Source organism: Arhodomonas sp. KWT (genome assembly GCF_010993615.1).
Genome location: NZ_WNXE01000020.1, coordinates 1,216 through 14,625, shown reverse-complemented (window position 1 = coordinate 14,625; position 13,410 = coordinate 1,216). Strand labels below are relative to the sequence as shown.

The window sequence follows — 13,410 nt, the reverse complement described above, 5'->3', positions numbered from 1 at the left end:
CGGCGCGGACCACGGCTGGGATGATCTGGACGGCGCGGTGCGAGCGGCCTACCGCCTGGACGTCAACGCCTACCGCGGCCGTGAACGCCTGCAGCTCGTCGTCGTGCACATGGAGCCGGCATAGCTAGCCCCCTGAATCCGGAATCCCGGCATGGCACACGGGCCCACGCGGCCGGCAACGGCCCGCCGGACGGGATCGCCGGGTCGGACAGAGCCAGGGGCCGTTCAGCCGTCGTCGGACGACTCCTCCGTCGCCGGCAGCTCCGGTCCCGCGAGGGGCATCAGCCGCACCGGCGTTGCCGCCGGCCAGGCCTTTCGCCAGGCATCCAGCCCGGTCTCGTCACCGGCATCGTCGCCGACCGGCAGGGACAGCAGGGTGACGTCGGCGAGCGTCCCCGCCGCCACCTTCTCCGGGGCGGGCGTCGCTGTCAGACGTCCGGCCACCACCACACGCGTGGGCATACCGTCACCGAGGCACCGGGCCGGCGACGGCCGCCAGGCCGTACCGCCGTCCGCTGCCGATCCCGCTGACGCCAGCCCTCGGGCACCGGCCAGCAGCTCCGCGGTTCGCAGGCCCGGGCGCGGGGAGAGCGTGACATCCGTCACCCGGTCGGCCCCGACAACGATGCGCAGCGTGTCCCCGGCGTCGGGACGGCCCATCTGTGAGAACAGGACCTGGGGCGGGACCGCGGCGGCGGCCGCCGGGTCCACCAGCAGGCAGTGGCGCGTCCCGGTCCCGGGGGCCGCGATTCCGGTGCCGGTGGCCAGCAGCACCGCCAGTGCCGTGGCGCGGGTAATGCCACATCCCCTCACGTGGCGCCCTCCGGGGCCTCCGTGGTGGTCCCTGTTCGGCGGCGGCGTACGGCACGCTCAACGAACAGCGGCAGAAAGACGATCAGGTCGTAGAGCGCCAGGACGAGGCGGGTCAGGAATACACAGGTTGCCGTGGCGAGACGCACGACCGCGTCCAGCACCCGCAGGAGCGCGACCGCGGCCGCCGTAATCGCGACCAGGCCCTGGCGCAGGGTGTTTTCGAGCGGTATGGGGATGAGCGCCACGACCAGGCTCAGGGTGAAGGCCAGACCCGCCTCGACCAGTGCCGGCGTCCACATGAATACGGGCGGTGCGATCGAGGCGGTGCCGCCAGCGAACAGCGCATCCCCGGCGGCATCGAGGGCGAATAGATAGTCGCGCGTGAGCGCCAGCGCGCCGGCCATCACCGCGAACAAGGCGAGCACCGTGCCCGCGAGGACTCCGAATCCCGTACGTATCGCCGTCCGCGCATTGCCCAGGGCCGGCACCATACGCGTCACCCGCGTGGTTTCCGCCAGCACGAAGCCGGCGAGGGCGGTGACACTGATGAACGTCGCTGACAACCAGGCGGAGAACGGTATTCCGGCAGGCCCGGTACCGGTGGCCGCGCCGATCTCGTTGAGCGGCCGCACGAGCAGGGCGTGCAGGGTCACGGCGGCGGTCGCGGTGACCGCCAGGGCAAGCAGGGCTCCGATCCAGCGGACCAGCGCCTGCCCGGCGGCGCGGCGGACCGGATCGCTCTCCCGCTGGCTCAGGCGCTCGAAGACCGAAATGCGCCGGTCCAGCGCCGCCGCACGGCCCTCGACACGCTCCACACCGCCGCGGATCGTCTCCAGCGTACGGCTCATGCGCCGCCAGATCGGCACCATGCGCCGGATCACCCGGTGCCGGCGATGACTGGCCGAACGGTAGCTCTGCAGGGTGTTGTGACAGGCGCGTTCCAGCGTGGCGTGCATGTCGTCCAGCACACGGGCCACGGACGGGTCGTCCGGGCGCTCCAGCGAGACCACGGAGTCCACCGCCCGAACCCACTCCGGCGGCCGTGGTGGTGTCTCCTCCGTCTGGCGGTAGTCCGCTTCCAGGTCCCGCAGCTGGCCGGTGAGCACCTGCTGGAGGTGGGGAAAGCCGGAGAGGTCTCGCTGTATCGTGTGCTCGAGATGGGCAAGCTCACGTTCGGTGCGCACGCGCGCACCCTCGCGGACATAGGCCACCAGCAGGCGGCGATAGGTCCGTCCGAGCCGCCGGCGGACGGCCGACAGCTGCGCATGGGCCCGCTGCAGGCCCCGGGCGAGGCCGGTGCCGCCCACCCGGATGCACCGGCGTGCCGGTCGCCTCGCCAGGTAGAGCACGGCCACGGCCACGACCACCCAGAACAGGGCGGACAGCCACGGATTGTCGAGCGGAAACTGCACAAGCCGCTGCATTCGAGAGAAATCCCCGCGTTGGCCCGGTGGCCCTACACTCTGCGATGCCGGGCCGAGGAGGGCAAGACCCGCGGCGGGGGTTACTCCTCCGCCGCCGCCGTATGACGTGCCGGATCCGAGCCGGTCAGCTCGGCCAAATCGGCGGTGATGCGTGCCCCTTCACGCAGCACCAGATCCGGACGATTGTCGTCGGAGAGGTCATCCAGGCTCTCCACCGGGGAACGGCCCAGCGCCTCGAGCTCACGGTTGACCGCTTTGAGCCTCGCGGCCCGGGCCTTGTCGGCCCTGTCACGACGCACCGCCTCGTCCAGGGATACCGTGGTATCCGCCTGGGCCGCCTCCTGCCGGGCCACCTCGCCGGCCAGCGCCTGCAGGGCCGGATCGGTCTTCATCCGCTCCTCGTGGCGCTCGCGCAGGCGCTCGAGAGGCAGCGGGGCAGCACGATGGTGGAACGCCACGTCATCGATCTCGTCCCAGGGCAGAGGGTTGTCCGTGGCACGTTCACCGGTCTCGTCCGGGCTGGCGATGGGCAGATCGATGTCAGGCTCGACACCGCGAAGCTGGGTGCTGTGGCCGGTAATCCGGTAGAACTTGGCCACCGTCATCTTGAGCCGGCCGGTGGGCTCGTCGCCGTCCAGCCCGAAACGCTCGAGGTCGACGAGGGTCTGCACCGTTCCCTTACCGAAGGTGCGGTCGCCGGCGATGACCGCACGGCCGTAGTCCTGCAGTGCGCCGGCCACGATCTCCGAGGCGGAGGCGCTGAAGCGGTCGACCAGTACCGTGAGCGGCCCGTCGTAGGCGGTGGTGCCGTCGTCCTTGTCACGCAGGACTTCGCGGTCGCCGCTGCTGCGGCGGACCTGGACCATCGGCCCCTCGGGCACGAACAGACCGGCCACGCGGGTCGCCTCCTCCAGGGAGCCGCCGGCATCGCCGCGCAGGTCGAGCACGATGCCGTCGACCTTGCCGTCGAAACCGTCGATGAGGTCGGCGACGTCCCGTGAGGTGCTGCGATAGTCTTTCTTACCGGCCTCGGCCGCCTGGAAGTCCATGTAGAACGCGGGGATGGTGATCACGCCGATCCGCCGGGCGTTGAGACCCTCGTCCACATCGATGACCCGCGAACTCGCGGCCTGCTCCTCCAGCTCGATGCGGTTGCGGGTGAGCTTCACCACCTCGGGGGAGGCGCTGCCACCGGCCTCGCTCGGGAGCACGCGCAGGCGCACGACGGATTCGCGCGGACCGCGGATCAGCTCGACAACGTCCGAGAGCCGCCAGCCGACTACGTCCACCATCCGGCCGTCGCCCTGGGCGACGCCGATGATTCGGTCGCCGGGGGAGAGCTCACCGCTGCCCGAGGCGGGCCCGCCGGGGATGAGCTCGACGATCTCGGTGTACGCCCCTTCGCCCTTGAGCAGCGCGCCGATGCCCTCCAGCGACAGACTCATGTTGATGTCGAAGTTCTCGGAGCGACGCGGTGAGAGGTAGCTGGTGTGCGGGTCATAACGCCCGGCCCAGGCGTTCATGAACGTCTGGAAGATGTCTTCCGGGCGATACTGACCGAGCGTCCGTGCCATGCGCTCGTAGCGTCCGCGCAGGGTCTCCCGGACCTTCGACCAGGGCGTGTCGTTGAGCCGCAGGGTGAGGGCGTCGTGACGCACGCGCTTGCGCCAGAGCGCGTCCAGCTCGTCGCTGCTGGCCGCCCAGTCCGCGTCGTCCCGGTCGAGCTGGAATCGCCCTTCGCCGTTGCGGATGAAGTCCCCGTCGAGGAGCGACAGGGCATAGTCAACGCGCTCGCGGACCCGCTGGTAGTAGCGGTTGAAGATCTCCCACGCCGGGTCGAGCCGGCCGTTGCGCACCATCTCGTCGAGCTCGGTGCGGTAGCCCGAAAACGACTGGATGTCACTGGCAAGAAAGTAGTAGCGCTGCGGGTCGAGGGCGTCGAAGTACGCCCGGTAGACGGCCCGCGAGAGGTCGTCGTTCACCGCCTGGTCACGGATATGGTACTGGCTGAGCAGCTCGGCAATCAGCCGGGCCTCCCCCTGCTGCAGCGACGTGGGACGGGGCAGCGACTGGGCAGTCGCCGCCCCCGTCAGCGCCACCGCGAGGATCGCGGTGGCCAGGACCGAGAAGAGACGTTTCATGGGCTTACCCGTTGTGATGATCCTCTGAGCGTTCGAGGCTGCGCGCCACGACCTCGCCAACATCCTTGGACAGCGCCGGACGCGCTTCGATCCGTTCGAGCGCGGCCCGCATGGCCTCACTGCGCCGGGGATCGTAGCGCCGCCAGCGGCTCAGCGTCTTGGCCAGGCGCGCGGCGACCTGCGGGTTCATCCCGTCCAGCTCGATGACCCAGTCCGCGAGGAAAGTGTAGCCCGCACCGTCCGCGCGGTGGAAACGCACGGCGTTGCCCTGGCAGAACGCACCGATCAGCGAACGCAGGCGATTGGGGTTGCGCGGATCGAATGCCGGGTGCGCGGCGAGGGCGCGCACGCGCTCGAAGGCGTCCTCGCGGCGGGAGAGCGCCTGCACGCGGAACCACTTGTCCAGCACTAGCGGATCGTCGCGCCAGCGCTCCGCGAACGCCTCCAGCGCGGCCTCGGCCTCCGCATCCGGGCGGTCGGCGAGCAGGGCGAGGGCGGCCATGGTGTCGGTCATGTTGTCCGCCTCGCGGTAGTGCGCCAGGCAGCGTGCCAGCGCGTCGTCCTCCACCGTGGCGAGGTAGTCGAGGGCGACGTTGCGCAGCCGCCGACGGCCCATGTCCTCCGCCTCGGGCCGGTAGGGGCCATCGACCGCATTGCGGGTATAGACCGTGCGGAGGTCCGCGGCGAGGGCGCGGGCGAGGGCGGCGCGGAGGTGTTCGCGCGCCTCGTGGATCGCGTCGACCTCGATGACCGCCATCTGCTCGGCGATGAAGCCCTCGCCGGGCAGGGTGAGGGCCTCGGCGACGAGCGCGGGGGCCGCCGCCGTGTCGTTGAGTGTCTCGCGGAACGCATCGACGAACGTCGCAGGGACCTCGCCGACACCATTCTCCACCCAGCGCAGCAGGATGCGCGTCGCCAGGCGCTGGCCGGCCTCCCAGCGGTTGAAGGCGTCGCTGTCGTTGGCGAACAGGAAGGCCAGCTGCTCGTCGGTGTAGTCATAGTCCAGACGCACCGGTGCGGAGAAGCCGCGGAGCAGAGACGGTACCGGCCGTTCCGTCAGTCCCTCCACCACGAAACGCTGTTCCGGCTCGCGCACGTCCAGCACACGGGTGCCCGGCGCCGGGGCATCCGTCTCGCCGGCGAGACGGACCGGCAGGTCGGCGCCGTCCGCCCCGACCAGGCCGATCGCGAGCGGGATGTGCAGCGGCGCCTTATCCGGCTGGTCCGCCGTCGGTGCGGTCTCCTGGGTGACGGTCAGCGTGAGGCGGCCGTCTGCCGGGTCGTACTCGTCGCTGACACGCATCACCGGGGTGCCCGACTGGTTATACCAGCGGGCGAACTGGCCGAGGTCGACGTCATTGGCGTCCGCCATCGCCGCAAGGAAGTCCTCGCAGGTCACCGCCTGGCCGTCGTGACGCCGGAAATACAGGTCCAGTCCGCGGCGGAACCCCTCCTGGCCCAGGAGGGTGTGGTACATGCGGATGACCTCGGCGCCCTTCATATACACCGTCGCGGTGTAGAAATTATTGATCTCGGCGTACGCGCCCGGGCGCACGGGGTGCGCCATGGGGCTGGCGTCCTCGGGAAACTGGGCGGCACGCAGGGTACGTACCTCCTGGATGCGGCGCACCGCCGGCGCGCCGCGGTCGGCGCTGAATTGCTGCTCGCGGAAGACCGTCAGCCCCTCCTTGAGGCTGAGCTGGAACCAGTCGCGCAGGGTGACGCGGTTGCCGGTCCAGTTGTGGAAGTATTCGTGGCCGATCACCGCCTCGATATTGGTGTAGTCGGCGTCCGTGGCGACGTCGGGCCGGGCGAGGATGTACTGGGTGTTGAAGATGTTCAGCCCCTTGTTCTCCATCGCCCCCATGTTGAAGTCGCCGACCGCTACGACGAGGTAGTTGTCGAGGTCGCACTCGAGCCCGTAGGTCCGTTCGTCCCAGGCCATCGCCGCCTTGAGCGAACGCATGGCGTGGGCCGTGCGCCCGGCGTTGGCGTGCTCGGTGTAGATCGCCAGGCGGATATCACGCCCGGAGGGGGTCGTGTGCCGGTCCTCGTGGCAGTGCAGGTCGCCGGCGACCAGCGCGAACAGGTAGCTCGGCTTGGGGAAGGGGTCGTGCCAGCGCACCCAGTGACGGCCGTCGTCGAGCTCGCCGCTACCCACCGGGTTGCCGTTGGACAGCAGTATCGGACAGGCGCCGCGATCGGCGGTGATGGTCACGGTATACCGTGCCATCACGTCGGGACGGTCCGGGAAATAGGTGATCCGGCGGAAGCCCTCGGCCTCGCACTGGGTGCAGAACATCCCGCCGGAACGGTACAGCCCCTCCAGCCGGGTATTGTCCTGGGGCCGCAGCCGCGTGGTGACGGACAGGGTAAAGCGCTCCGGCACGCCGGCGAGCGTCAGCGAGCGCTCGTCGACGTCGAACTCGGTGGCGTCCAGGGGGCGGTCGTCGATGGCCAGCGCCTCCAGCGCGAGGTCCTCGCCGTCCAGCACCAGCGGCGAGCCGGGTGCCGTATGCCCCGCGCGGTGCACTTGCAGCCGTGAATGGACGAGGGTCTCCTCGTCGCCGAGCTCGAAGTCCAGGGCCACCTCGTCGACAAGGTAGGCCGGGGACGTGTAGTCACTGAGGTAAACGGTGGCGGGCTCGGTGCTCATCGATTCTCCCAATTCCGGTTTCGGGTCCGCGGCGACGGATCCCCGATGTCCTGGACCAGGACACTAGGGTATCGCCCCAGACCGGTATGGCCTAGGGACGCCTTGCACGATTGACCGGTGACGGCCACCGCCGTTCCGCACCGCGCCATGCCGCCCCCCGGGGCCTCTGTTAGACTGCATCGCTTTCGGGCACAGGGGGCAGGGCATGAGCTCCTCCGGCGACATGGCGGGACAGACATCGACAAGGCCAGGCGTGGCAACGGCGCTCTGCGTGTTCGTGCCGTTCGCCCTCGGCTATTTCCTGTCCTACATCTACCGAACGGTCAATTCCGTGATCGCCCCCAACCTGGTGGCGGACACGGGTATCAATGCCGCCGACCTGGGGCTGCTCACCAGCGCGTTCTTCCTGGCGTTCGCCGTTGCCCAGCTGCCGCTGGGGATGCTGCTTGACCGTTTCGGCCCGCGGCGGGTCGAGGCCGCATTGCTGCTGATCGCAGGGCTCGGCGCGTGGCTGTTCGCCCAGGGGGACTCGCTGGTCAGCCTGACCGTCGGGCGCGCGTTTATCGGTCTCGGCGTATCCGGCTGCATGATGGCCGCGTTCAAGGCCTTCGTGCAGTGGTTCCCGGCGCGCCGGCTGCCGTTCATCAACGGCTGCCTGATGGCGGTGGGCAGCACGGGCGCCCTCGCCGCAACCGCCCCGGTGGAGTGGCTGCTCGGCTTTACGAGCTGGGAGATGCTGTTCATCGGTCTCGCGGGTTTTTCCGTGCTCATCTCGCTGACACTGCTCCAGGTTGCGCCGGAACACGAGGAGGCCCCGGCGCATCTGGGCCTGGGACAGCAGCTCGGTGGGATTGCCAAGGTCTTCCGCGACCGCTATTTCTGGCGGTTGGCACCGTTCACGGTTGCCTCGCAGGCGGCGTTCCTCGCCATACAGGGGCTGTGGGCGGGGCCGTGGCTACGGGACGTGGCCGGGCTGGACCGCGGCGGCGTGGCCCTGCATCTCACCGGGCTGAGCCTGGCGGTGGTGGCCGGCTTCCTGCTCTCCGGCACCGTGGCGACCCGGTTCGCGCGGCGCGGGGTGGCACCGGGGACCGTCGCCGTGTGCGGCATGACGGGCTTCCTGCTCGTCGAGATCGCGCTGATCCTCTCCGGCGGCGCCTTCCCGCTGATGCTGTGGATGGCCTTCGGTCTCCTCGGCACCTCCGGCACTGTGCCGTACGCCGCGCTCTCGCAGCACTTCCACGGCCAGCTGGCCGGACGCGCGAATACCGCGCTGAATCTGCTGGTGTTCGTTGGCGCGTTCGCGGTGCAGTGGGGCATGGGCGGCGTACTTCACCTCTGGGAGGATCCGGCGACCAGCACTTACGGCGCTACCGGTTACACGGTCTGCCTCGGGACGCTGGCGCTGTTGCAGTCCGCCGGCCTGGTCTGGTTTGTCCTCGGCCGGCGGGGACAGGCCTGATGTTCGGTACCTGGACGGACTGGCTGGACGCCATGGCGGCAGGGCCGGTGCCGTCGCTGGAGGTGCGTCACCCGGGTCTGCCTGTGCACCGGCGCCGCTCGCCGCCGGTGATCCTCGTCCACGGTGCGTATGCGGCCGCCTGGTGCTGGCAGGCCCACTGGCTGGACCACCTGGCCTCGGCCGGCGTGCCCGGCCTCGCAGTGAGCCTGCGCGGCCACGGCGACAGCGGCGGACGCCTGGATACCGCCGGCATCGCCGCCTACGTGGCGGACGTCGAGTCGGTAATGGCCCGGACCGGGGAACCCTGCATCCTCGTCGGCCACTCCATGGGCGGGTTCGTCGTGCAGCGCCTGATCGAGCGCGCGCGGCACGAGGTTGCGGCAGCGGTGCTGCTGGCACCGGTCCCGCCCACCGGGCTGCTGGGCTCCGGCCTGCGCCTGATGGGGCGCGACCCGATGCTCGCCGGCCAGCTCTCGATGCTTCAGGGGGCCGGTCCGGCGCTGGTGGATATCGACGTGGCCCGCCGCGCCCTGTTCTCACCGCGGGTCCCGGACGCAGTGGTCGAGCGTTTCGCGCCGCTGATGCAGCGGGAATCGCCCCGGGCGTTGTGGGAGATGACGTTCGGACCGTTGCCGAGTGCCGCGGCGCTGCGCCGGGCCGGGGTGCCGACACTGCTGGTGGCCGCCGCGGAGGACGCGCTGTTCGCACCGGAAGAGCTGCGCTCCGCGGCGCAGCAGATCGGCGCGGACTACGAACTCGCCGGCCGGGTGGGACACGGCATGATGCTGGAGCCGCACTGGCAGCCGGTGGCCGACAGGGTCCTGCACTGGCTCCGCGCGGCCGGCGTCTACCAGCGGTAGCGGTCCCACATTTCCGGATTGGCCCAGTTGCGTGGGCTCAACCAGTCCGGCGTCGTCTTGTAGGTGGAGATATCGAATTCGAACAACCGCACCTCGCGTCGGCCTTCGACGCAGTCGCCGAGATGGACATAACCGAGACCGACGAGGTCACGCCGCCGCCAGGGCGCGGCGGCGCCATCATGGGTAGCCACCAGCACGTGCCTCGCGCACAGGTCGCGCAGGCGGGCCAGGATCACGGCGGCGTCTTCTCCAGCGGGCCCGGTGGCGGCGTCCGCCAGAGCCAGATCGAAGCGCACGCCCGGCTGCAGATGTCCCAGCGCATCGTCGGCGGCGAGCGTCGTAGTGATCGCGTGCCAGCGCTCTTCCGGCGCCAGTCCGCCTCCGACGGCAACGATGGACGCCGGCGTCAGCGCCTCGATGATGGCGCTCAGCCGCGGTGCGAGCTCGGGCAGGGTGTCGCTCATGGTAGTCCCGTTACACATGGGTGACGGCAAGCGTAACACGGTGGCCGGGGCGGCCGGCTGGCAAAACGTGCCGCGAGCGACCATGCTTGGCAGGTCGCCAGCGGAGGGCGGCCGGGGGTCGCGACTCGCGGGCAGGTCCGCGGGCCTGTGTGCCCGCGTCCATGACGACACCATCGTATGGCAGCGACGGGGTCGGGATGGGATAATCCCGCGCCGTTTTCCGAGCTGGGGGTGACGACGATGAGCATATCCACCGATACCGAACCGCGTAACCGCTTCCGCAGTGAATTCTCCGCGGCGGAGGTAACCTTCCGCGAGCAGGGCAGCCGGCGGATCCAGCAGGGGGCCGACCTGCAGATCGCCGCCGAGCGGGTCACCTTCGAGACGGACGCCGCCGTGGTCCCCGGCGCGGGCCTGCGCCTGCGCGTGCCGGAGCGCCCCGACGAGCCCCATCCGCTGGAAGCGGTCATGGAGGTGGAACAGGTCGACGTCCGCCCCGGCAACCGCTTCCGCGTCAGCGGCCGCCTGCGCCGCGACGACTGATCGCCCTCAACCCGCCCCGCACGCCGCCGGGGCGGCCACCGCCGGCCTGGAGTGCGCCGTTGTACCGCCTGATCCGTCCGCTGCTGTTCTCACTGGATGCCGAACGTGCCCACGAGCTGACCCTTGCCGGCCTCGACCGGCTCCATGCCCTGGGGCTGAACGGGCTGGCCGCGCGGCCGCCCGCCGGTGACCCGGTCACGGTCATGGGCCTGCGTTTCCCCAACCCGGTGGGACTGGCGGCCGGCCTCGACAAAAACGGCGACCACGTCGACGCCCTGGGTGCGCTGGGCTTCGGCTTCGTCGAGGTGGGCACGGTGACGCCGCGCCCGCAGCCGGGGAACCCGCGCCCACGACTGTTCCGCCTGCCCGGCGATACCGCCCTGATCAACCGTTTCGGCTTCAACAACAAAGGCGTGGACCATCTGGTCGGGCGCCTCCAGGCACGGCGGTTCGAGGGCGTCGTGGGGGTCAACATCGGCAAAAACCGGGACACCCCGCTGACCGCCGCGGTGGACGACTACCGGCACTGCCTGGAACGGGTCTACGCCCACGCGGACTACGTCGTGGTGAACGTGTCGTCACCGAACACCCCCGGCCTGCGCGAGCTCCAGGGCGGCGATCACCTGGGCGCGCTGCTCGAGGCGGTGTGCGAGACCCGGGAACGTCTCACCGGCCGGCACGGCCGACGCGTCCCGCTGGTGATCAAGATTTCGCCCGACATGGCCGCGGGCGAGGTCGCGGTCATGGCCGAGCGCGTGCTCGCCTGCGGCATCGACGGCGTTACCGCGACCAACACCACGCTGTCCCGGGACGGCCTTACCGATAGCCGCATGGCCGCCGAGACCGGGGGACTGAGCGGCGCCCCGCTGCGTGACCGCGCCGGCCGCACGCTCACGCAACTCGCCGGGGCGCTCGATGGCCGGGTCCCGCTGATCGGTGTCGGGGGTATCACCTGCGACGATGACGCGGCGGCACGGCGCCGGGCCGGGGCGGCGCTGATCCAGCTCTATACCGGCCTGATTTACCGGGGGCCGGGCCTGATTGGCGAGTGCGCCAGGGCGCTCCGGGACGAGTCGCTGCGACCGTCGCCGGCCGAGACGTAGCGGCAGGACACTTCCCACCCCCACGGATCACGGTGGGGGGCCTGCCGTGCGTAAAGACATCCGGTGATCCCGACCCGCTGCCTTGTCCGCTCGGTGCGCGTTGCGCACCCTCGACGATCACGCCCAAGAGTTTGCACTAATGCAAACTCAATCCCCGCCTATATGGAATTTTTTGCATTCAGGAACAGGCTTACGCTTCCCGGAACACGCTGATCACGGCGTAGTGCGGTTCGACCCGGCAATCGGTAGCGGGCGGACGCGGGATCGCGACATCAAGGGAGGTCGCCATGAATGCGGAAAACCGGAAGGTGCCCACACCTGACAACGATTTGCGTACCGGCACGTTGATGCACCAGAGCCTGGAGATGCAGGCTGCCGCTCGCGGTGCCGTCACGCTGTACCTGATCAGCGCAGCGTTGCGGGCCTTGTTTCGCGCCGCGCGCGCGCTCCGACGGCGGGCCCGCCGCCGGGACGGCGGGGCGGCGGCCTTACCGCAGCGGTGCCGCGGCACTCCGTAGGGGAGTGGCCGGTGCAGGCGGGCGGGGCATCGTAATGCCCGTACAACCATGATCCCGGGGCGAACCGCGGTGCCGGATCAGCCGTGGCCGGAGAGACGGTCCTGCAGGGCGCGCACCGCCTCGCGCATGAACGTGGCAAAGGCCCGGATGCGCGCCACCCCGCGAAGATCCGGATGCATCAGGATCCACAGGTCCATGGCAAGCTCCGGCACCGGTGCAGTCAGACGAGTGAGGCGCGGCTCGGCGTCGCCGAGATAGCAGGGCAGCACCCCCGCGCCGATCCCCTCCCGCACCGCCGCGTACATGCCGACCAGGGTGTCCGCCCGGAACCGGCAGCGCCCATCGTGGCCACTCGCGTCCATCCACCGGATCAGCTCCCGCTGACTCCAGCTCTCGTCCGGCCCGATCCAGTCCAGCTCTTCCGGATCCGGGGACGAGGACGGATCGGTCACGAGATCCCGCGAGACATACGCCGCCTGGGCCAGGGTGCCGATACACTGGCCGACGAGGTGCTCCGGCGGCCGCCTGGTCACCCGCAGGGCGACATCCGCCTCGCGCCGGGGCAGGCTGAACAGCACGTCCGACACCGAGACTTCCAGGGCGATGTCGGGTTCGAGGCGGCGGAAACGGGCGAACAGCGGCGAGAGCAGACCGAGAAGCAGGCTGTCCGTGGTGGTCACCCGAACGGTACCGGACGGCCGCAGGTCCTGACCGACGACCCGGCGCTCCACCGCAAGGACCTCGTCCTCGACCCTTTTGCCCGCCGCGGCGGCCTCCTCGCCGGCGGGCGTCGGCGTGTAGCCGCTTCGCTGGCGTTCGAACAGGCGCACGCCGAGACGCCGCTCCAGGTCACCGAGGCGGCGATAGACGGTGGCGTGACTGACCCGGAGCCGGCGTGCCGCCCCGGACAGGGAACCCGTACGCGCAATCGCCAGGACCAGCCGGAGGTCGTCCCAGGGGAGGCGCTGTTCACTCATGCATGGAACATGCTCGGTTCGTCACTGAATCCGTTCCTCTGCGACAAAGCTAACGCAGCAGGAGCCCCCGGTCGACCAATGAAAGGGCGGCGTCACGGCCGATGCGGCCGGCTAGCCCAGCGGGGTCAGCAGTGCATGGAGGAAGTGGCCCGCCAGCCGCGGCTCCAGCACGAGCATGAACACCACGCCCCAAGCGGCCCCGGCGAGATGGGCACCATGGTTGATGTTATCCGATGCCTGGCGGTCGGCCCAGACCGAGTAGCCCACATACGCGACGGCGAAGATGATCGCGGGTACCGGCAGGAAAAACACCAGCAGGGTCGACCACGGCTGCAGCAGGATATAGGCGAACAGGACCGCGGATACCGCACCGGAGGCACCCAGGCTGCGGTACAGGCGGTCGTGGCGGTGACGCATGTGCGTCGGCACGATGGCGACCACGATCCCCG

Annotated in this window: 12 protein-coding genes; 5 read left to right on the top strand and 7 right to left on the bottom strand. The window is 70.2% G+C overall.

The features are described 5' to 3' along the window. Positions 1-225: 225 nt before the first annotated feature. From G7A99_RS05960 to pepN, 4 genes are all read right to left on the bottom strand, one after another. Positions 226-813 carry a hypothetical protein gene (locus tag G7A99_RS05960; RefSeq protein WP_163139193.1) on the bottom strand — a complete coding sequence of 196 codons (588 nt, stop codon included), beginning with the start codon at positions 811-813 and terminating at the stop codon, positions 226-228. Beyond that, the gene (locus G7A99_RS05955) at positions 810-2,237 is read right to left on the bottom strand and encodes a hypothetical protein (RefSeq protein WP_163139192.1); all 1,428 of its coding nucleotides are present in this window, start codon (positions 2,235-2,237) and stop codon (positions 810-812) included. Before G7A99_RS05955 ends, G7A99_RS05960 begins: the two co-directional genes overlap by 4 nt. An 80-nt stretch (positions 2,238-2,317) precedes the next feature. Next, positions 2,318-4,378 carry a carboxy terminal-processing peptidase gene (locus tag G7A99_RS05950; protein ID WP_018716853.1) on the bottom strand — a complete coding sequence of 687 codons (2,061 nt, stop codon included), beginning with the start codon at positions 4,376-4,378 and terminating at the stop codon, positions 2,318-2,320. Between the two features lie 4 nt (positions 4,379-4,382). Further along, positions 4,383-7,034, bottom strand: a complete 2,652-nt coding sequence (gene pepN / locus G7A99_RS05945; RefSeq protein WP_163139191.1) for an aminopeptidase N — start codon at positions 7,032-7,034, stop codon at positions 4,383-4,385. A 253-nt stretch (positions 7,035-7,287) separates the two neighbouring features. Between pepN and G7A99_RS05940 the strand changes: the two genes are divergently transcribed. Further along, on the top strand, positions 7,288-8,496 hold the full coding sequence (locus G7A99_RS05940) for an MFS transporter (protein WP_026320892.1): 1,209 nt from the start codon (positions 7,288-7,290) through the stop codon (positions 8,494-8,496). Next, entirely contained in the window at positions 8,496-9,356 is an 861-nt protein-coding gene (locus G7A99_RS05935) for an alpha/beta hydrolase (protein ID WP_018716850.1), read from the top strand. Before G7A99_RS05940 ends, G7A99_RS05935 begins: the two co-directional genes overlap by 1 nt. Here G7A99_RS05935 and G7A99_RS05930 read toward each other — a convergent pair. Further along, the gene (locus G7A99_RS05930) at positions 9,344-9,820 is read right to left on the bottom strand and encodes a DUF6231 family protein (RefSeq protein WP_018716849.1); all 477 of its coding nucleotides are present in this window, start codon (positions 9,818-9,820) and stop codon (positions 9,344-9,346) included. The genes G7A99_RS05935 and G7A99_RS05930 overlap by 13 nt on opposite strands. A gap of 240 nt (positions 9,821-10,060) precedes the next feature. Between G7A99_RS05930 and G7A99_RS05925 the strand changes: the two genes are divergently transcribed. From G7A99_RS05925 to G7A99_RS05915, 3 genes are all read left to right on the top strand, one after another. Next, positions 10,061-10,363: a hypothetical protein gene (locus tag G7A99_RS05925; protein WP_018716848.1), complete on the top strand. Its 303-nt coding sequence runs from the start codon at positions 10,061-10,063 to the stop codon at positions 10,361-10,363. A 59-nt stretch (positions 10,364-10,422) separates the two neighbouring features. After that, positions 10,423-11,466 carry a quinone-dependent dihydroorotate dehydrogenase gene (locus tag G7A99_RS05920; protein ID WP_018716847.1) on the top strand — a complete coding sequence of 348 codons (1,044 nt, stop codon included), beginning with the start codon at positions 10,423-10,425 and terminating at the stop codon, positions 11,464-11,466. 287 nt (positions 11,467-11,753) lie between these two features. Further along, positions 11,754-11,984, top strand: a complete 231-nt coding sequence (locus tag G7A99_RS05915) for a hypothetical protein (protein WP_018716846.1) — start codon at positions 11,754-11,756, stop codon at positions 11,982-11,984. A gap of 77 nt (positions 11,985-12,061) precedes the next feature. On the opposite strand, the gene G7A99_RS05910 is transcribed toward G7A99_RS05915, so the two are convergent. Then, positions 12,062-12,961 carry a LysR family transcriptional regulator gene (locus G7A99_RS05910; protein ID WP_018716845.1) on the bottom strand — a complete coding sequence of 300 codons (900 nt, stop codon included), beginning with the start codon at positions 12,959-12,961 and terminating at the stop codon, positions 12,062-12,064. Between the two features lie 111 nt (positions 12,962-13,072). Further along, positions 13,073-13,410, bottom strand: a 338-nt coding sequence (locus G7A99_RS05905) for a rhomboid family intramembrane serine protease (protein ID WP_163139190.1), incomplete at its 5' end; no start/stop codon positions are given.